Annotated in this window: 19 protein-coding genes and 1 pseudogene; 14 read left to right on the forward strand and 6 right to left on the reverse strand. The window is 72.6% G+C overall.

The annotated features are described in order from the left end of the window. Positions 1 to 141: 141 nt before the first annotated feature. The gene (locus tag ACFYON_RS02195) at positions 142 to 1,047 is read right to left on the reverse strand and encodes a cyclase family protein (RefSeq protein WP_355047174.1); all 906 of its coding nucleotides are present in this window, start codon (positions 1,045 to 1,047) and stop codon (positions 142 to 144) included. 157 nt (positions 1,048 to 1,204) lie between these two features. Between ACFYON_RS02195 and mfd the strand changes: the two genes are divergently transcribed. The 4 genes from mfd (at position 1,205) to ACFYON_RS02215 (ending at position 8,388) form a co-directional block, all read left to right on the forward strand. Beyond that, positions 1,205 to 4,867, forward strand: coding sequence for a transcription-repair coupling factor (gene mfd / locus ACFYON_RS02200; protein ID WP_387188898.1), 3,663 nt, complete (start codon positions 1,205 to 1,207; stop codon positions 4,865 to 4,867). A gap of 47 nt (positions 4,868 to 4,914) precedes the next feature. Further along, on the forward strand, positions 4,915 to 5,685 hold the full coding sequence (locus ACFYON_RS02205; protein WP_354864914.1) for a hypothetical protein: 771 nt from the start codon (positions 4,915 to 4,917) through the stop codon (positions 5,683 to 5,685). After that, complete coding sequence (locus tag ACFYON_RS02210; RefSeq protein ID WP_387188901.1) at positions 5,682 to 6,656, forward strand: nucleoside triphosphate pyrophosphohydrolase; 975 nt, start codon at positions 5,682 to 5,684, stop codon at positions 6,654 to 6,656. Before ACFYON_RS02205 ends, ACFYON_RS02210 begins: the two co-directional genes overlap by 4 nt. Positions 6,657 to 6,768: 112 nt before the next feature. Beyond that, on the forward strand, positions 6,769 to 8,388 hold the full coding sequence (locus tag ACFYON_RS02215; protein WP_387320473.1) for a DUF885 domain-containing protein: 1,620 nt from the start codon (positions 6,769 to 6,771) through the stop codon (positions 8,386 to 8,388). Between the two features lie 48 nt (positions 8,389 to 8,436). Here ACFYON_RS02215 and ACFYON_RS02220 read toward each other — a convergent pair whose 3' ends face one another. Together ACFYON_RS02220 and ACFYON_RS02225 are read right to left on the reverse strand one after the other, a co-directional pair. Next, positions 8,437 to 9,267 carry an NUDIX domain-containing protein gene (locus ACFYON_RS02220; RefSeq protein WP_354864920.1) on the reverse strand — a complete coding sequence of 277 codons (831 nt, stop codon included), beginning with the start codon at positions 9,265 to 9,267 and terminating at the stop codon, positions 8,437 to 8,439. Continuing rightward, positions 9,264 to 9,956, reverse strand: coding sequence for a hypothetical protein (locus ACFYON_RS02225; protein ID WP_354864922.1), 693 nt, complete (start codon positions 9,954 to 9,956; stop codon positions 9,264 to 9,266). Before ACFYON_RS02225 ends, ACFYON_RS02220 begins: the two co-directional genes overlap by 4 nt. Positions 9,957 to 10,168: 212 nt before the next feature. Here ACFYON_RS02225 and eno point away from each other — a divergent pair, with 212 nt between their 5' ends. From eno to ACFYON_RS02250, 5 genes are read left to right on the forward strand one after another with little or no spacing between them, the layout of a single operon-like run. Next, the gene (gene eno, locus ACFYON_RS02230) at positions 10,169 to 11,452 is read left to right on the forward strand and encodes a phosphopyruvate hydratase (protein WP_354864924.1); all 1,284 of its coding nucleotides are present in this window, start codon (positions 10,169 to 10,171) and stop codon (positions 11,450 to 11,452) included. A gap of 28 nt (positions 11,453 to 11,480) precedes the next feature. Beyond that, positions 11,481 to 12,116 carry a septum formation initiator family protein gene (locus ACFYON_RS02235; RefSeq protein ID WP_354865282.1) on the forward strand — a complete coding sequence of 212 codons (636 nt, stop codon included), beginning with the start codon at positions 11,481 to 11,483 and terminating at the stop codon, positions 12,114 to 12,116. 22 nt (positions 12,117 to 12,138) lie between these two features. Beyond that, positions 12,139 to 12,696, forward strand: coding sequence for a DUF501 domain-containing protein (locus ACFYON_RS02240; RefSeq protein ID WP_151011594.1), 558 nt, complete (start codon positions 12,139 to 12,141; stop codon positions 12,694 to 12,696). A gap of 1 nt (position 12,697) precedes the next feature. Then, on the forward strand, positions 12,698 to 13,207 hold the full coding sequence (locus ACFYON_RS02245; RefSeq protein WP_354864926.1) for an amino-acid N-acetyltransferase: 510 nt from the start codon (positions 12,698 to 12,700) through the stop codon (positions 13,205 to 13,207). A gap of 42 nt (positions 13,208 to 13,249) precedes the next feature. Beyond that, positions 13,250 to 14,179, forward strand: a complete 930-nt coding sequence (locus tag ACFYON_RS02250; protein WP_355047185.1) for a Ppx/GppA phosphatase family protein — start codon at positions 13,250 to 13,252, stop codon at positions 14,177 to 14,179. Between the two features lie 102 nt (positions 14,180 to 14,281). Here ACFYON_RS02250 and ACFYON_RS02255 read toward each other — a convergent pair whose 3' ends face one another. Then, positions 14,282 to 14,470 (reverse strand): hypothetical protein, encoded by a 189-nt coding sequence (locus ACFYON_RS02255; protein WP_176921700.1) that lies wholly within the window; start codon positions 14,468 to 14,470, stop codon positions 14,282 to 14,284. Between the two features lie 178 nt (positions 14,471 to 14,648). Between ACFYON_RS02255 and ACFYON_RS02260 the strand changes: the two genes are divergently transcribed. From ACFYON_RS02260 to ACFYON_RS02270, 3 genes are read left to right on the forward strand one after another with little or no spacing between them, the layout of a single operon-like run. Continuing rightward, positions 14,649 to 14,837, forward strand: a complete 189-nt coding sequence (locus ACFYON_RS02260; RefSeq protein WP_355047172.1) for a hypothetical protein — start codon at positions 14,649 to 14,651, stop codon at positions 14,835 to 14,837. Between the two features lie 48 nt (positions 14,838 to 14,885). Beyond that, complete coding sequence (locus tag ACFYON_RS02265; RefSeq protein WP_041798804.1) at positions 14,886 to 15,218, forward strand: PadR family transcriptional regulator; 333 nt, start codon at positions 14,886 to 14,888, stop codon at positions 15,216 to 15,218. Next, positions 15,215 to 16,192 carry an HAAS signaling domain-containing protein gene (locus tag ACFYON_RS02270; protein WP_354864930.1) on the forward strand — a complete coding sequence of 326 codons (978 nt, stop codon included), beginning with the start codon at positions 15,215 to 15,217 and terminating at the stop codon, positions 16,190 to 16,192. The genes ACFYON_RS02265 and ACFYON_RS02270 overlap by 4 nt, the downstream gene beginning before the upstream one ends. An 82-nt stretch (positions 16,193 to 16,274) precedes the next feature. Here ACFYON_RS02270 and ACFYON_RS02275 read toward each other — a convergent pair whose 3' ends face one another. Beyond that, on the reverse strand, positions 16,275 to 16,592 hold the full coding sequence (locus ACFYON_RS02275; RefSeq protein ID WP_354864932.1) for a helix-turn-helix transcriptional regulator: 318 nt from the start codon (positions 16,590 to 16,592) through the stop codon (positions 16,275 to 16,277). Further along, a pseudogene (locus ACFYON_RS02280) lies at positions 16,589 to 16,950 on the reverse strand (type II toxin-antitoxin system RelE/ParE family toxin). Before ACFYON_RS02280 ends, ACFYON_RS02275 begins: the two are co-directional and overlap by 4 nt. 177 nt (positions 16,951 to 17,127) lie before the next feature. Here ACFYON_RS02280 and ACFYON_RS02285 point away from each other — a divergent pair. Continuing rightward, positions 17,128 to 17,832, forward strand: coding sequence for a dienelactone hydrolase family protein (locus ACFYON_RS02285; RefSeq protein ID WP_354864934.1), 705 nt, complete (start codon positions 17,128 to 17,130; stop codon positions 17,830 to 17,832). Between the two features lie 19 nt (positions 17,833 to 17,851). Continuing rightward, positions 17,852 to 18,577 carry a uracil-DNA glycosylase gene (locus tag ACFYON_RS02290; RefSeq protein ID WP_354865286.1) on the forward strand — a complete coding sequence of 242 codons (726 nt, stop codon included), beginning with the start codon at positions 17,852 to 17,854 and terminating at the stop codon, positions 18,575 to 18,577. Positions 18,578 to 18,584 lie beyond the last annotated feature (7 nt).

Consider the following 18,584-nt stretch of genomic DNA (forward strand, 5'->3'; position numbering starts at 1 on the left):
CCATGCCGTTCCACTCACGCATCGAAGTGCCGGTCAGTGGAACGCCATGGGTGTCCCGGGCCCGTCTTGGCACCCATGGCGTTCCACTCGTTGCTGGCGGCGGTCGGGTGGGCGGAGAGATCTACTGCGCCTCGGCGAGGATCACACGACGGCGAAGGCGCGGACCGGGAACGTGCCCATGCCGGCCACCCGCGGCGGGGCGGCGGTGAACCGGAAACCGCTCGGTGGCAGCTCCTCCAGGCCGGTCAGGTGCTCGACGATCGGCACCCCGGCGGCCAGCAGGCCGGTGTGCGCCGGGCGCTGACCGGCCGCCGCCGGGGTCATGTCGTCGATGTTGATCGAGTCGATGCCGACCAGCGCCGCGCCCGCCGACGCCAGCCACCGCGCGCCGTCGCCGGTCAGGTAGGGCGCGTCCGGTCCGGCGTACCCGTCGGTGCCGAAGTGCGCGTCCCAGCCGGTGTGCAGCAGCACCGCGCACCCGGCCACGTCGTACGGGGCGAGCAGCAGCCGGTCCACCGCCCGCGTACCGGCCGGCACGCGTACCACCAGGCCGGGCAGGTCGGCGAGGCGGTCCAGCGGCACCCCGGTGAGGTCCGGCCCGTCGGCGAAGCGGTGCGACGGCGTGTCCACGTACGTGCCGGTGTTGGCGATCATGTCGATCCGACCGACCTGGAACTCGACCCCCGGCGCGTACCGCCCCCGGGACGCCTCCCGGGTCAGCCACTCGCTGATCGCCGGGCCGGGCCAACCAGGCAGCGTGACCATGCCGTCGGTGACCACGTGGCTCAACTCGACCAGCCGCCGCCCGCCGCCGGTGGCCGCTGCGGTCACCCCGCGTCCGCCCTTGTGCGGCTCCTCGACGACGGTCCGGTTGGTGATCCGTACCTCGCCGACCATGAGCAGCCCGAGGTGCCGGACCAGCAGCGCGGCCACCTCGTCGTCTGTGACATCCGGGTGCGGCACGTCCAGCCGGAACCCGTCCGTGCGCAGGCCACCACCGTTTGCGAAGTCCACCTCGGCGTCGAAGACCGCCCGATACTCGACCATCCGCCCACCGCATCACGTGCCGTGGCGCAGCGTCAAGATCCGCAAGCCGGGCGGCCCCGGAACGTCGGGGGAGGGGGATAGGCTCGAACCGTGCACCCCCCGTCCGGCTGGACGCGGGGTCGTCGTCGTGTGTCGAAGCCGCTGGAAGTGATCACTGATGCTCACCGGACTCTTCTCCGCCGCCCTGGCCGACCCGGGGCTGGCCCGGGCGCGTGACCTGGCGCGCTCCGGTGCCGCGCAGGTCGACGGGCTCGACCTGACCGCCCCGGCCGCGCTGCGCCCGTTCGCGGTGGCCGCGGTCGCCGCCGACGAACCGGCCGGCGGCGCGGGCCGCCCGGTGCTCGCGGTCACCGCCACCACCCGTGAGGCCGACGACCTGGCCTCCGCGCTGGGCAGCCTGCTGCCGCCGGAGCAGGTGGCGGTCTTCCCGTCCTGGGAGACGCTGCCGCACGAGCGGCTGTCGCCCCGCTCCGACACGGTCGGGCGGCGCCTTGCCGTGCTGCGCCGACTCGCCCACCCGGACGCCGCCGACGCGTACGGCCGCACCGGGCCGCTGCGAGTGGTCGTCGCGCCGGTCCGCTCGCTGCTCCAGCCACAGCTCAAGGGCCTCGGCGACCTGGAGCCGTTGCGGCTCGCCGCAGGCGACGAGGCCGATCTGGAGGAGGTCGCCCGCCGGCTCACCGACATGGCGTACGCCCGGGTCGACCTGGTCACCAAGCGCGGCGAGTTCGCCGTACGCGGCGGCATCCTGGACATCTTCCCGCCCACCGACGAGCACCCGTCCCGGGTCGAGTTCTGGGGCGACGAGGTGGAGGAGATCCGCACGTTCGCGGTCGCCGACCAGCGCACCATCGAAGGCGTCGCGCTGCTCTGGGCGCCGCCGTGCCGGGAGCTGCTGCTGACCCCGGCGGTGCGGGAGCGGGCTGCCGCGCTCGCCGCCGAGCACCCCGAACTGGCCGAGATCCTGGACAAGCTGGCCGAGGGCATCCCGGTCGAGGGCATGGAGTCGCTGGCCCCGGCGCTGATCGGCGCGGACGCGCTGGAACTCCTCGTGGACTGCATGCCGGCCGGCACCCACGTACTCCTCTGCGACCCGGAGCGCATCCGCACCCGCGCGCACGACCTGGTCCGTACCTCGGAGGAGTTCCTTCAGGCCAGCTGGGCCGCGGCCGCCGTCGGCGGCCAGGCCCCGGTCGACCTCGGCGCCGCCGCCTTCAAGACCTTGGCCGAGTTACGCGCGGCGGCCCGGGCCCTGCGCCAGCCCTGGTGGACGCTCGCCCCGTTCGGCCTGGTCGAGGCGGACGCGGCACCGGCCCGGCAGCCCTGGGAGGACGAGCCGGCCGCTGTCGACGTCACGCCCGACGACGCCATCGCGGTGAGCCTGGCCGCCCAGCCGGCCCCGCTCTACCACGGCGAGACCGCCCGGGTGGTCGACGACCTGTTGCGCTGGGCCGGCGAGGGCTGGTCGATCGCGCTCGTGTTCGAGGGGCACGGCCCCGCCCAGCGGGCCGTCGAGGTGCTGCGCGACGCCGGTCTCGGCGCCCGGCTCACCGAGGAGGTGCCGACCGCGCCCGCGCCGGGTGAGCTGCTGGTGTCCTGCGGCTGCCTGACCGCCGGGTTCGTCGACGAGGCGTCGAAGTTCGTGCTGCTCACCGGCAACGACGTCACCGGCGGCCGGGGCACGTCCACCCGCGACATGCGCAAGATGCCCAGCCGGCGGCGCAACACCATCGACCCTCTGGAGCTGAAGGCCGGCGACTTCGTGGTGCACGAGCAGCACGGCATCGGCCGGTACGTCGAGCTGGTGCAGCGCACCGTCAACGGCGCGAGCCGCGAATACCTGGTCATCGAGTACGCGCCGAGCAAGCGCGGCCAGCCCGGTGACCGCCTCTTCGTCCCCACCGACCAGCTCGATCAGCTCTCCCGCTACGTCGGCGGCGAGCAGCCCACGCTGCACAAGATGGGCGGCTCGGACTGGCAGAAGTCCAAGGCACGGGCCCGCAAGGCGGTACGCGAGATCGCCGCGCAGCTCATCCAGCTCTACGCGGCGCGCAAGGCGTCCAAGGGGCACAATTTCGGCCCCGACACCCCGTGGCAGCGGGAGCTGGAGGACGCGTTCCCCTGGCAGGAGACGCCCGACCAGCTGGCCGCCATCGAGGAGGTCAAGCGGGACATGGAACAGACCGTCCCGATGGACCGGCTGATCTGCGGCGACGTCGGCTACGGCAAGACCGAGATCGCGGTACGGGCGGCGTTCAAGGCGGTGCAGGACGGCAAGCAGGTGGCCGTGCTGGTGCCGACCACGCTGCTGGTGCAGCAGCACTACAACACGTTCGCCGAGCGGATGAGCCAGTTCCCGGTGTCGATCCGGCAGTTGTCCCGGTTCCAGACGCCGAAGGAGACCGAGCAGACGCTGGAGATGGCCGCCGCCGGCACCGTGGACATCGTCATCGGCACCCACCGGCTGCTCCAGGCGTCCACCCGGTTCAAGTCGCTCGGACTGGTGATCATCGACGAGGAGCAGCGGTTCGGCGTCGAGCACAAGGAGCACCTGAAGACGCTGCGCGCCTCGGTCGACGTGCTCGCCATGTCGGCCACCCCGATCCCGCGCACACTGGAGATGGCGATCACCGGCATCCGGGAGATGTCCACCATCGCCACCCCGCCGGAGGAGCGGCACCCGGTGCTCACGTTCGTCGGCGCGTACGACGACCGGCAGGTGGCCGCGTCCATCCACCGTGAGCTGCTGCGCGACGGTCAGGTCTTCTACCTGCACAACCGGGTCGAGTCGATCGAGAAGACGGCCCGCAAGCTGCGGGAGCTGGTGCCGGAGGCCCGGGTCGCGGTGGCGCACGGCCAGATGGGCGAGGACGCGCTGGAGAAGGTGATGGTCGGCTTCTGGGAGAAGGAGTTCGACGTCCTGGTCTGCACCACCATCGTCGAGTCCGGCATCGACATCCCGAACGCCAACACGCTCATCGTGGAGCGGGCCGACCTGCTCGGCCTGGCCCAGCTGCACCAGATCCGCGGCCGGGTCGGCCGGGGCCGGGAGCGTGCGTACGCCTACTTCCTCTACCCGCCGGAGAAGCCGCTCACCGAGAACGCACACGAGCGGCTGGCCACCATCGCCCAGCACACCGAACTCGGTGCGGGCATGTACGTGGCGATGAAGGACCTGGAGATCCGGGGCGCCGGCAACCTGCTCGGCGGCGAGCAGTCCGGCCACATCGAGGGCGTCGGCTTCGACCTCTACGTCCGGATGGTCGGCGAGGCGGTGTCCGCCTTCAAGGGCGAGAGCACCGAGGAGGAGACGGAGGTCAAGGTCGACCTGCCGATCGACGCGCACCTCCCGCACGACTACGTGGCGGTGGAGCGGCTGCGCCTGGAGATGTACCGCAAGCTCGCCGAGGCGCGAGACTCCGAACGGCTGCGCGAGGTGGTCGCCGAGATGACCGACCGGTACGGCGAGCCGCCCGCGCCGGTGCAGAACCTGGTCGCGGTGGCGCGGTTCCGGCTGCTGGCCCGCCGCTACGGGCTGACCGACGTGTCGATGCAGGGCAAGCACATCCGGTTCGGCCCGTTGCCGCTGCCCGACTCGAAGCAGATGCGGCTCAAGCGCTACCACCCGGACTCGGTCTACAAGCAGGCGCTCGACCAGGTCAGCGTGCCCCGGCCGAGCACCCGGCGGATCGGCGGCGAGCCGCTGCGCGACCAGGCGCTGCTGGAGTGGTGCGGGCAGCTCCTGGCAGACGTCCTCGGCAAGCCCGAGGAGCTGGCCGGTTCTGCCAGCCCCGCAGGTTCCGTGGCGGGTGCGGGATGAGGTGGGTGGAGTCACAGGCCGGTACGGGGCGTGAGAGAGTGACCCTCATGCGTGCTCGCCGTTCCCTCGTCGCCGTCAGCGTCGCGGTCCTCGCCGCGCTCTCTCTCGCCGCCTGTGGCCGTTCCGCCCCGGACGTCGCCGCATACGTCGGCGACAACCGGTACTCGGTCGACCGGGTCGACGCGATCTACGAGGACGCGCAACGGCAGTACGCGGACGCCGTCCGTAGCCAGTCGCCGCAGACGCCGTCGCCGGCGGAGCTGCGGTCTCCGGTGACCCGGCAGGACGTGCTGAACCTGCTGGTCGCGATCGACCTGGGCAAGCGCGTGGCGGCCGAGAAGGGTCTCCAGGTCGCCGACCAGATCTCCCCGGAGCAGCTCCAGCAGGAGCTGCGCATGCCGGCGACCACCGAGTACACGAAGCTGTGGGGCGAGTGGGTCGACCTCTCCGGCACGCTCCAGCAGAGCCTGCCCCCGGCCGACCTCAGCGACGAGTCCCTGATGGCCGTCTACCAAGCCATCGAGAAGGCCGGGGCGATCCAGCCGGGCCTGAGCGTCGACCAGGTTCGTCAGGCGTTCGGCGAGGCCGGGTTCGTGCGCACCGCCACCGCCCTCAGCAACGCGCTTCAGCAGCAGGCCGAGAAGACGGACGTCCGCGTCAACCCCCGGTTCGGCGTGACCGGCGTGCCGTCGCTCGTGAACACCGGCCAGTCGTTCGTCTTCTACTCCCTGCCGTACGTCAACCAGGACGGCCCGGTCACCGACATCTCGACGCCGGAGGCGCCGGCCTCCGGTTCGCCGGCTCCCGGAGCCGCATGACCGCGCGCATCATCCTGCTCGTCACCTCGCCCCGGCTGCCCGCCGGACTGCTGACCTCGGCCGCCTGGGACGCCGTACGCTCCGCTCCGGTCCTCGCCGGCGGGGAGAGCGAGCTGACCCGGGCCGTCCGGATGGCCGGCGCCGAGGTGAACGTCGTGACCGAGGGTGCGACCCAGGCACTGCTCGACGCCGCGGCGGCGCACGGTGGGGCGGTGTGGCTGGCCGGCCCGACCGGCGACGAGAGACTGGCCCGTGAACTCGGCCTGAGGCTGGCCCGCGAGCCCGGCCTGGCCGAACTGGAGCTGATGTACGGCTCATGGGATCCGCCCGGCGCCCGGCTGCTCGACGCGGTCGAGGTGATGGACCGGCTGGCCTCGCCAGGCGGCGACCCGTGGAAGCGGGCACAGACCCACCGCACCCTGGCCGGTTTCCTGCTGGAGGAGTGCTACGAGGCGTACGACGCGATCAGCGCCGACGACACCGATGCGCTCCGCGAGGAACTGGGCGACGTGCTGCTCCAGGTGCTGCTGCACGCCCGGCTGGCGGAGAACCTGCCGGAGGGCAAGAGCTGGACCGTCGACGACGTGGCGGGCACTCTGGTCGACAAGATGGTGCGGCGCAACCCGCACGTCTTCTCCGGTGAGCCGGCCGCCTCGATCGAGGAGATCGAGGCGAACTGGGAGCGGATCAAGCGGGCCGAGAAGACCCGCGAATCGGTGCTCGACGGCATCGCGCTGAGCCAGCCGGCGCTCTCGCTGGCCGCGAAGATCCTGGACCGGGCCGGCCGGGTCGGCCTGGCCGTACCGCCCCCGCTGGCCGAGTCGCAGGTGGACCCGGAGGCCCGGCTCGGCGCGAGCCTGCTGGCCGCCGTCGCCGCCGCCCGGCAGGCCGGCATCGATCCCGAGGCCGCCCTGCGGCGGGCCGCCCTGGCGTACGCCGAAGCCGTCCGAGCCGCCGAGCGCCCCACCTGACCAGCCCTCGCGATCTTGCAGTTGCGGCCCCGAAGGTGTCGCAAATGTCCCGTCCGCCTGGGCGCAAAGTGCAAGATCGCCGATAACGTCCGCCCGCCGGTAGGGTCGAGGGATGGAGTCGTTCGTACCGCTGGCGGAGCGGATCGTGGAGGCGTTGCTGGAGAGCCGGCCCGGGCTGGCGACCTCCGCCGGGGACCACCGCTACGACGACCGGCTGCCAAACCTCTCCGCCGACGCCCTCGCCGCCGACCAGGCGATGCTCAAGGACGCCGCCGACGCGCTCGCGGAGATCGACCCGGACGCGCTCGACCCGGCGGAGGGCGTCGACCACGCGCTGCTCACCAGTCTCGTCGACAGGGGCCTGTTCGAGGCCACCGAGATCCGCAGCCACGAGTGGGATCCGCTGCGCCACAACCCGGGACCGCTGCTGCACGCCCTGCTGGCCCGTCCCTTCGCCCCGGCCGAGGAGCGCCTGACCAGTCTCGTCGGGCGTCTGTCGGCCGTACCCGATGCGCTGTCGACGGCGCGCGCGACGCTGCGGGACATGCCGCGGGTCCACGCGGAGACGGCGGTCGGGCAGTTCACCGGTACGGCGGCGCTGATCCGCGACGAGGTGCCCGGGCTGCTGGCCGAGGCGCCGGCGCTGCGTGGGCGGGTCGGCGCGGCGGCCACCGAGGCGATCGCCGCGCTGGAGGAGTTCGTGGCCTGGCTGCGGCAGGGCCTGGCCGCCGACGCCGGCCCGGGGCGTGATCCGCGGCTGGGCCGGCGGCGGTGGGAGGCGCGGCTGTGGCACACGCTCGACACCGAGCTGAGCGCCGCCGAGGTGCAGCGCCGTGCCTGGGCCAACCTCGACCGGGTCACCGAGGAGATCCGCGCGGCGTCGGTCGAGCTGGTCGGTGGCCCGGCCGACGACGAGACGGTACGCCGCGCGCTGGACCTGCTGGCCGCCGAGCACCCGGACGACGCCACCATCGTCGACCTGGCCTCGGTGACGCTCGACGAGGCGAGTGACTTCGTCCGCCACCACGACCTGGTCAGCATGGTCGGCGACCCGTGCGTCATCCAGGAGATGCCGGAGTTCGCGCGCGGCGTGGCGGTAGCGTACTGCGACTCGCCGGGCCCGCTGGAGACGGCCGACGTGCCGACGTTCTACTGCATCTCGCCGACCCCGGCGGACTGGCCGGCGCAGCGGGTCGAGTCGTTCTACCGGGAATACAACGACCACATGATCCGCAACCTGACCGTGCACGAGGCGATGCCCGGTCACTTCCTCCAGCTCGCGCACGCCCGCCGGTACGACGGTCCGACCCGGGTACGCGCGCTCACCGAGTCGGGTGTGTTCATCGAGGGCTGGGCGGTCTACGCCGAGGAGCTGATGGCAGGGCTCGGCTTCGGCGGGCTGCCGGTGCGGTTGCAGCAGCTCAAGATGCAGCTCCGGATGACCATCAACGCGTTGCTCGACCAGCTCGTGCACTGCGACGACCTGCCCGAGTCCGAGGCGATGGCGCTGATGACCGGGCGTGGCTTCCAGGAGGAGGGCGAGGCGTCCGGCAAGTGGCGGCGGGCGCTGCTCACCTCGACGCAGCTCTCCACATACTTCGTCGGCTACAGCGAGATGGCCGGCATCGCCGCCGCGCGGCCGGACGACATGCCGCTGCGCGACTGGCACGACGCCATGCTGGCGCACGACTGCCCGCCGCCGCGCCACCTGCGGACGCTGCTGGGGGTGTGACGGCCACCGCTCCGGCGGCCACCGCTCCGGCGGCAACCCGGCCGGCGGTCACGAACCGGCGGCGACCGCGTCGATCAGCCAGCGTGACAGCGAGTACGCGGGCGGCAGCTCGGCGGGCAGCGCGTCGACCGGGAACCAGCGCGCCTCGGTCAGCTCGGTGCCGTCGGCGGCCGGTTCGGCGGCCGGGTCGGTCACCTCGGCGGTGAAACCGGCGAGCAGCGTGCCCGGCCCGGACAGCGCCCACGGCTGGCTGTCCACGTAGGCCGGTCGCCGAAGTGTCAAGCCGACCTCCTCGGCGACCTCGCGGTGTACCGCCGCCTCCAGCGACTCGCCTGCCTCGACGAACCCGGCCACGAGCGCCCACAGCTGCGTCGGCCCGTGCGCGTGGCGGACCAGCAGCAGTTCGTCGGCGCCATGGGCGGGGCCGGGGCGGGTGACAGCGGTCAGCACCGCGACGGACAGCGGCACGAACACGGTCAGCCCGCACTCCGGGCAGCGCCGGGCGATCTCGCCCGGCACGTCGGCCAGCTCGGCCCGGCACGCGCCGCACCACCTGTGCGTACGCCGCCAGGTGACCACGGCGAGCGCCCGCCCGGCAAGGTCCGCCTGCGGTGCGGGTAGCTCGGCGGCGAGGCCACGCCAGCTGCGCCACCGGCCGGGCAGCGACTCCGGATCGGTCACCTCGGCGGCCCAGGCCGGTACGCCGTCGAGCGTGCCGACCGGTGTCCAGGCGAGGTCGCCGGGCAGCGCGCCGACCCGTAGCGGCTGCGCGTCGTCGGGGCCGGTCAGCAGCTTCCGGCCGGCGACCGGCAACGCCAGGTCGTGCGGCTGCGGCTGCCGCCCGTGGTCGGCGACGGGCCGGAACCCGGACGGGGTCACGACGTGGCGGGGCGGCGGTCCACCACACCGGCGCCGGCCGGCACGGCGAACGCGGCGGCCTCGACGCTCTCGGTGTAGCGGCTCAGCGTCACCTCGGCGGGCTTGCCGTCGAGCGTGCCGGAGAAGCTCCCCAGCACGCCCTCGGTCGTCACGCAGGCGCTGAAGCGCTCCCCGTCGTGGGTGACGTCGACGCAGGTGGCGTGGCGTCCGGCGAGCGTGGTGTCGCTCTGCTCGATGACCGCCTGCGGATCGAGCGCCGCCTCGGTGAGCAGCCGGATCACCGCAGGCGGCGTGACCAGGCCCTCCTTGCGCGCCTCGTCGTAGACGACCACCGACGGCTTGCCGGCGGTGAGCACCGGGGGTGTGACGGTGCAGGAGGTGCGGGCGGCGGTGCTCGCGCACCGGGTCACCGACTCCTGCGTCACCGTGATCTTGCCGCCCGGCCAGGTGTACGTGGAGCGCAGCGGCTTCTTGGTCTGCGCGATCGAGGCGGTCCGGCCGCCGTCGATCTGGTAGTCGGCGGCCCAGGTCTGCTCCAGCGCCCGGTCCATCCGCGCGGCGAGGTCGTTTACCAGGTCGGAGCGGCCGAGCGCGACGTTCGCGTCGTCCAGGGCCTGGCAGCCGGTGACCGAGAGCGACGCGATGACCGAGGCGGCGAGCACGCGGAGAGTCGTCGTGGCGGCAGGCATGATGCCCAGCCTTGTCGATCGGCGCAACGTATCGCAAACCGGTTGCCGGTTGACGACCGGTAATCCGGGAATGTCCGTCTCAGCAGGCGCCCCGGGGGCCGCCCCGAGCGGCGTGCGGCGGGGCGGGGACCGATACGCTGCGTTCAACACCTGCCTCAGCCGCACCGTCGCGGCCCATACGGACCGGAACCACACAAACGAGGAGCGACTCAGTGGCAACCATCGAGGGAATCGTCGCCCGGGAGATCCTGGACTCGCGGGGCAACCCGACGGTCGAGGTCGAGGTCGGGCTCGACGACGGCACGATCGCCCGTGCCGCGGTGCCGTCCGGCGCCTCCACCGGCGCCTTCGAGGCGGTCGAGCTGCGCGACGGTGACAAGGATCGTTACCTGGGCAAGGGTGTCGAGAAGGCGGTCGCCAACATCGAGGACCGGATCGTCGACCAGCTCATCGGCTACGAGGCCAGTGAGCAGCGGCTGATCGACCAGAAGATGATCGACATCGACGGCTCGGACAACAAGGGCGAGCTGGGCGCGAACGCCATCCTCGGCGTCTCCCTGGCCGTGGCCAAGGCCGCCGCCGGCAGCGCCGAGCTGAGCCTGTTCCGCTACCTGGGCGGCCCGAACGCGCACCTGCTCCCGGTGCCGATGATGAACATCCTCAACGGTGGCGCGCACGCGGACTCGAACGTCGACGTCCAGGAGTTCATGATCGCGCCGATCGGCGCGCCGACGTTCCGGGACGCGCTGCGCTCGGGCGCCGAGGTCTACCACGCGCTGAAGTCGGTGCTGAAGAAGAAGGACCTGTCGACCGGCCTGGGTGACGAGGGCGGCTTCGCCCCGAACCTGCCCACCAACGCCGCCGCGCTGGACCTGATCGCCGAGGCGGTGGAGAAGGCCGGCTACCGGCTCGGCACCGACATCGTCTTCGCGCTCGACGTGGCCGCCACCGAGTTCTTCGACAACGGCACCTACACGTTCGAGGGCAGCGCCAAGAGCGCCGAGGAGATGAGCAACTACTACACGAAGCTCGCCGGTGACTACCCGATCGTGTCGATCGAGGACCCGCTGGCCGAGGACGACTGGAGCGGCTGGGCCACCCTCACCGCCGCGCTCGGCGACCGCATCCAGATCGTCGGCGACGACCTGTTCGTGACCAACCCGCAGCGCATCGCCCGGGGCATCGCCGAGCGGGCCGCCAACGCGGTGCTGGTCAAGGTGAACCAGATCGGCTCGCTCACCGAGACGCTCGACGCCGTCGACCTGGCCCACCGGGCCGGCTTCAAGTGCATGATGAGCCACCGTTCCGGCGAGACCGAGGACACCACGATCGCCGACCTGGCCGTCGCCACCGGCTGCGGGCAGATCAAGACCGGCGCGCCGGCCCGCTCGGACCGGGTGGCCAAGTACAACCAGCTCCTGCGGATCGAGGAGGAGCTGGCCGACGCGGCGCGGTACGCCGGCGCGGGCGCCTTCCCGCGCTACCGTTCGGCCTGAGCGAGCGCTCCGGGGGAGGGGTGTGACGATGCAGCAGCGCCGCACACCGGGTGGCCAGCGGCCCGCCCGCCGGCCGGGTCAGCCGGGCCGGGCGGGCGGGGCCCGGGTCCGGTCCACGGCACGCGACAACGGCGTCCGCGCGGAGGCGCGCGCCGCCGGCCGGTCACCCGGCGCGTCCCGTGCCACCGACGGCGTACGCCCCGCGAGCCGCCCCGCCGCGGCCCGGCGCACCGCCGCCGGTGGTCCGGTCAAGCGGCTCACCGCACCCCAACCCCGGCGCTTCACCGGGCGTGCCACAGTGCTGTTCGCGGTGCTGATCGCGCTCGCGCTGGCGTACACCTATCCGGTCCGGGTCTACCTGGACCAGCAGGCCGACATCGAGCGGATGGAGGCGGCGCAGGACTCCCAGCGGGCCGAGATCGAGCGGCTCACCGCCGAGGCGGCCAAGTGGAAGGACCCGGAGTACGTCAAGACGCAGGCCCGGGAACGGTTCTTCATGGGCAAGCCGGGCGAGACGCTGCTCGTGGTGCTCTCCGACCCGGAGGGCGCCGCGAAGGACGCCGGCAAGGACGTCAAGCCGGGGGCGCCGAAACCGCCCGAGCCCTGGTACGACACCCTCTGGTCAAGTGTGCAGGCGGCGAACGCCGATCGCGGGGACAAGTGAGCACCACACGAAAGGCACAACCTTGAACGTCGTACCACCGCAGGAGCCGGCGGCGGACTCCGTACCCCCGCCGGAGCGCCAGCCGGCCACCGAGGCCGACCTGGCCGCGGTGGCCGCGCAGCTCGGACGCCCGCCGCGCGGCACCCGGGCGGTGGCCCACAGGTGCCCGTGCGGCCTGCCCGACGTGGTGGAGACGACGCCCCGGCTGGCCGACGGCACGCCGTTCCCGACGCTGTTCTACCTGACCTGCCCGCGTGCCACAGCGGCGTGCAGCCGGCTGGAGTCGGCCGGGCTGATGAAGGAGATGGCCGAGCGGCTCGCCGAGGATCCGGAGCTGGCGGCGAGGTACCGGGCGGCGCACGAGGACTACCTGACCCGCCGGGAGGCGATCGGCGAGGTGCCGGAGATCGCCGGCATCTCGGCCGGTGGCATGCCGGGGCGGGTGAAGTGCCTGCACGTGCACCTCGGGCACGCGCTCGCCGCCGGGCCGGGGGTCAACCCGTTCGGCGACGAGACGCTGGCGCTGGTGGAGAAGTGGTGGGCGGCCGGCCCCTGCGTGGACGTGCCCGCGGTCCAGTGAGATGAGCGCCGACGAGATCACGGTCCGCCGGGCCCGCACCACGGACGTGCGCGGGATCCGGCGGCTGGTGGACACCTACACCGACGATCGTCGGCTGCTCAGCAAGGCCACGGTGACGCTGTACGAGGACGTGCAGGAGTTCCGGGTCGCGGTGACGCCGGACGGCACGGTGGTCGGCTGCGGCGCGCTGCACGTGATGTGGGAGGACCTGGCCGAGATCCGGACGGTGGCCGTCGACCCGTCCTGCCGGGGCCACCGGATCGGGCACCGGATCGTCGGTGAGCTGATCGACTCGGCGCGCGAGCTGGGCATCGCCCGGATCTTCGTGCTCACGTTCGAGACTGGATTCTTCGGCTCGTTCGGCTTCCGCGAGATCGACGGCGCCCCCGTCCCGCAGCCCGTCTACGAGCAGCTGCTGCGCTCGTACGACGAGGGCGTCGCCGAGTTCCTGGACCTGGAACGGGTCAAGCCCAACACCCTCGGCAACACCCGTATGCTGCTGCGCCTCTGACCGGGCGCGGGCTGCCGTAGGGTGGGCGCCGTGAGTGCGCGTGTGGCCGCCATCGACTGCGGGACCAACTCGATCCGACTGCTGATCGCCGATCTGCCGGACCCGTCGGCGGGGGAGGCGGCGCCGCTGCGCGACGTCAGCCGGCGGATGGAGATCGTCCGGCTGGGGCAGGGCGTCGACCAGACCGGCATGCTCGCCCCGGAGGCCATCGAGCGGACCCGGGTGGCACTCGCCGGCTACGCGGCCGAGATCGAGAAGTCCGGCGCCGAGCGGGTACGCATGTGCGCCACCTCGGCCTCCCGCGACGCCTCGAACGCCGCCGACTTCCGGACCATGGTCGAGCGCACGCTCGGCGTACCGCCCGAGGTGGTGACCGGCGACGAGGAGGCACGCCTGTCGTTCACCGGCGCGGTGCGCGGCCTGCCCGCCGACGCCGAGCCGCCGTACCTGGTGGTCGACATCGGCGGCGGCTCGACCGAGTTCGTCGTCGGCACCCGCGCCGAGGGCGTGCGCGGCGCGATCTCGGTGGACATCGGCTGCGTCCGGATGACCGAACGGCACCTGCACGGCGACCCGCCCGGCGCGGCCGAGATCGCCGCCGCCGAGGCCGACATCGCGGCGGCCGTCGACCGGGCGCTCGCCGCCGTGCCCGGCCGCGAGGCCGCCACGCTGGTCGGGCTCGCCGGTTCGGTCACCACGGTGGTCGCCCTGGCCGAAGGGCTCCGGGAGTACGACCCGAGCCGCATCCACCACGCCCGCATCTCGTACGAGCAGGTGACCGAGGTGACCGCCGACCTGCTCGGCAAGAGCAGTGAGCAGCGGCTGGCGTACCCGGTGATGCACCCCGGGCGGGCCGACGTGATCGGCGCGGGCGCGCTGGTGCTGCGGATCATCATGGAGCGGGCCGGTATGCGGTCGGTGGTCGCCTCCGAGCACGACATCCTCGACGGCATCGCCTGGAGCCTCGCCTAGCCCTCGTCCCCGCTGCCTCCTCAGGCGTGATCAAGGAGTTTGTGTCCTGTCGGGGCGCCTGTGAGGACGCCTACTCCTTGGTCGACGAGGAGGGGCCGGGCCTTAGTCCGTCGCCAGGTCGGGGCGGTGTTCCCTGATCCACTTCTCGACGTCCGACTTCCGCCAGACCTTGCCCATCGCCAGTACGGCGATCGGCTCCGGGAAGTTCCGCTGATTGGCGATCACTGACGCGCGTTGGCGCGACACGTTACCGAGCATCGCCCGGATCTCCGACACGCCTACCAGCTCCACGCGTTGACGATGGCAGCGTCGGCGTCGCCACACAGCGACAACTACGGAGACTATTGACGTAGACAACAAGAGGCGACACGATCGAGGGGTGAGCGTGCGGAACTGTTCTCCCGTACCCGATCGCGGTCGCCGGGTCGTGCGGCCGCACGTGCCCATGCGGCCGTTGTGGTTGTGCCGGGTGTGCGCGGCCCCCTGGCCGTGTCAGCCGGCCCGCCTGTTGCTGCTGCTGGACTACCGGCGTGACCGCGTCGCGCTGTCGATCCACATGGCGGGCTGCCTGTTCGACGCCACCGCCGACCTGCTTCGCACCAACCCGAATCCGGCCGACCTGTTCGACCGTTTCATCGGGTGGACCGCCCGTCAGTAGGTGTTGTGTCGTTGACACTAATGCGCAATGCGCACTAGTGTGCTGAGCGTGGATACCACGCAGCTCCTCAAGGGCGTGCTCGACCTGGCGGTGCTCGCCGTGCTCAAGGACGAGGACGGATACGGCTACGACATCCTGCGGCGGCTGCGCGAGGCCGGCCTCACCGAGGTCGGCGACGCCTCGGTCTACGGCACGCTGCGCCGGCTGTTCGCCGCGGGCCTGCTCACCACGTACGTGGTGCCGAGCGAGTCCGGGCCGCACCGCAAGTACTACTCGCTGAACACCGCCGGGCGTGACCAGCTCACCCGCTCCGGCAAGACCTGGCGCTCGTTCGCCACCACCATGGACGCACTGCTCGACGATCGGGGGATGGCGGCATGACCGTCACTGGGCAGGAGATCACGGACTACGTCGACCGGGTACGCGCGGCGCTCGCCGACCTGCCGCCGGGGGTCCGCGACGAGCTGACCGAGGACCTGCCGGAACACCTCGCCGAGGTGGCCGCCGAGGGCGAGGGCGCGCTCGTGGACCGGCTGGGCACCCCCGAGGCGTACGCGGCCGAGCTGCGCGCCGCCGCCGGCGCCGAGGAGGGGCGGCGACCGGCGCGCTTCCACCGCCTGGCCGAGGCGCGGGCTCAGGCGGCCACTCAGATGCGACTGCTGGACCGCCAGCTCGGCCCGCTGCTCGGGCACGCGACGGTGAGCGACTTCCTGCGTCCGCTGCGCCCGGCCTGGTGGCTGCTCCGCGGCTGGCTGGCCGCGCTGCTGATCAGCGTGATGGTGGACGGTGCCCGGCCCGGTCTGCTGCCCCGGCCGAACGACAACGCGTCGGCCGGGCTGCTGCTGCTCATCGGCGCGGTGGTCGCGTCACTGTGGCTCGGCCGCCGTTCCGCAGGCTTCACCGGCTGGCCGCGTCGCCTGCACAGGCTGGGCACGGTCGCGCTGCTGCTGTTCGGCTTCGCGGTGCTCGTCGACGTGGACCGGAACGCAAGCTCCGACGTCTACAGCGGCTACGAGCAGACGTCGGTGGACCGGCGGTACGAGCGCATCGAGGACGTCTTCGTCTACGACCAGCAGGGGCTGCTGATCCGCGACGCGCAGCTGTTCGACCAGAACGGCGTGCCGATCCGGCTCGGCTGGCCGAACTGCCTGGACTCGTCCGGCGCGGTGCCCGCACCCCGCAACGCCTATCCGTACTGCCCGGAACTGGCCCCGTTCGGCGCACCGGCCTCGCCGTCGATCGCCCCGCCCGCACTCGCGCCCACGGACAGCGTCACCCCGTCCGCGGCCCCGACGCCCGCCGCGCCCTCTGCGTCAACCCCCAGCGCTTCCGCGCAACCCACGTCGACGCCCTGAGCGCGCTCGACCCCGCGAGATCTTGGTAGGAAGCGGCCCCCACAGGGGCCGGAACCCTCCAAGATCTCGCGGGGATTCGCTGTCAGGCGATGGCGGCGATGTCACCGTCGTCGAAGTAGATCGCCTGGTGGAGCCGGCCACCCAGCGCTGCGGCGAACCGCGCCACCACTTCCTGGCCGGAGATCTTTCCCTGCTCGATCTGGGAGACCCGTCCCTTGGTGACGCCCATCCGGTCGGCCACCTGCTGCTGGGTCAGGCCGCGCGCTCGCCGTACCTCCGCGAGGCGGTGACCGATGACCTCGGCGAGGAGTTCCTGCTTACCCGCGTCGACCGCGCCTTCCCCGCCGGCCCGGGCGACGTGGTCGGCGCGGATGTCCTGCCATCGGGAGTAGTCGCTCATGCGTTCCCCTCCTCTCGTGCCCGGTCCTTGAGGTAGAGCTCGTAGCGGTGCTCGGCTACGGGAATGGCCTCCTGATACCACGTCTTCCAGCGGCCGGACTTGTCGCCGGCGACCAGGAGGATGCTCGAACGCCACGGGTCGAACGCGAAAGGATACGCACGGTGCCCGGCCGTAGCTCCTTCAAGTTCGCCATGGACGAACCGTGGATGGTGTCGACGAGGGGTCGCCCGAGTCCTGGTCCGTGCTCTGCCAGGAGGTCGATCGCCTGCACCACCCGCGCGTGGGTGGACGCGTCGAGTGTGTCGAGCCACTGCCGCACCTCGTCGACCAGGTAGACGTCCCAGTCTCCAGCTACCACGTGGCCAGTTTAGCAATCGCTATACCCGGTGTGTGTGCCTGTCCGGCAGGTCGACAGGAGGTGAATGCCACTGTTGTTCCGTCTTCCCCGGGCCGGTGACCGCGTGGCACGCTACCGGCACGTAACAGCCAACTGTGCGACCAGCCAACGTTGACTGACCGCAAGGAGGACGGGCCCATGGGCGAGATGGTGAGCTTCACCGGCAACGGGGGGACGAGCGAGGGGTATCTCGCGATACCCTCCGGCGGTGCGGCCAGCCCGGCGGTCATCGTCATCCAGGACTGGTGGGGTCTCGCGCCCCACGTCCGGGCCGTGGTCGACCGCTTCGCCGAGGCCGGTTTCGTCGCCCTCGCGCCCGACTTCCGGCACGGCGGGCCGGCCGTGAAGCCGACCGAGCCGCAGCTGATGCTCAACAGCTCTCAGATGGACGAGGCGGCGACCGACATCGCCGCCGCCGCCGAATACCTGGCGAGCCGGCCGGAGGTCGCCGGCAAGGTGGGCTGCGCCGGGTTCTGCGCGGGCGCCAGCCTGGCCCTGTGGTCCGGCACGTCCTCCGAGCGCATCGTGGCCACCGCCGGGTTCTACCCGCGACTGCCCTGGGAGGGCATGGCCGTCGGGGCGGCTGACGAGGGCGGCTGGGCCGGCTACGCCGGCAAGGCGGCGCTCATCCACTGCTCCGAGGCCGACGGCCTGTCCGCCGCCGACGGGGTGCAGAGCGTACGCCGGTCCATCGAGTCGGCCGGTGGCACCTGCCAGACGTTCGACTACCCGGGCACCGCGCACGCGTTCTTCAACGAGGACCGGCCGGAGCACTTCGACCAGCGGGCCGCCGCCACCGCCTGGGCCCGCACGCTGGAACTGTTCCGGGCGAAGCTTGGCTGAGTCGCGTACCCCGCAGGACGTGGTCGCCCGCGCCGCGCGGGCGGCCGACCTGGCCGACCTCGACGGCGCGGTCAGCGACTGCTTCGCCTGCCCACGCCTGGTGGCGTGGCGCGAGGAGGTGGCCCGGGTCAAGCGGGCGGCGTTCCGCGACCAGGACTACTGGGGGCGGCCGGTGCCCGGCCTCGGCCCGCCGGACGCGCGGATCGCCATCCTCGGCCTGGCGCCCGCCGCGCACGGCGGCAACCGCACCGGCCGGATCTTCACCGGGGACCGGTCCGGCGACGTGCTGTTCGCCGCGCTGCACCGCGCCGGGCTGGCCAACCAGCCGGCGAGCGTCTCCGCCGACGACGGCCTGACGCTGCGCGACACCCGCATCTTCGCGGCCGTGCGGTGCGCGCCGCCGGACAACAAACCCACCCCGGCCGAGCGGGACACCTGCGCGCCGTGGCTGCACCGCGAGGTCGAACTGATCCGTCCCACGCTGCGCGTCGTGGTCGCGCTCGGCGCGTTCGCCTGGGCCGCGTGGTGGCCGGTGCTACGTCAGGTGTACGGGCAGCGGCCGCCCACGCCGCGACCGGCGTTCGGTCATGGGGCACACTGGTCCGGCGAGTCCGTGCCGGAGTTGCTGGGCTGCTATCACGTCAGCCAGCAGAACACCTTCACCGGCCGGCTCACGCCCTCGATGCTGGACGACGTGTTCACCCGGGCGAAGCACCTGTCCGGGGGTGGACTGAGCGACACCTGAGGCGGTG

This window comes from Micromonospora sp. NPDC005686 (assembly GCF_042871665.1).
Classification (GTDB): domain Bacteria; phylum Actinomycetota; class Actinomycetes; order Mycobacteriales; family Micromonosporaceae; genus Micromonospora.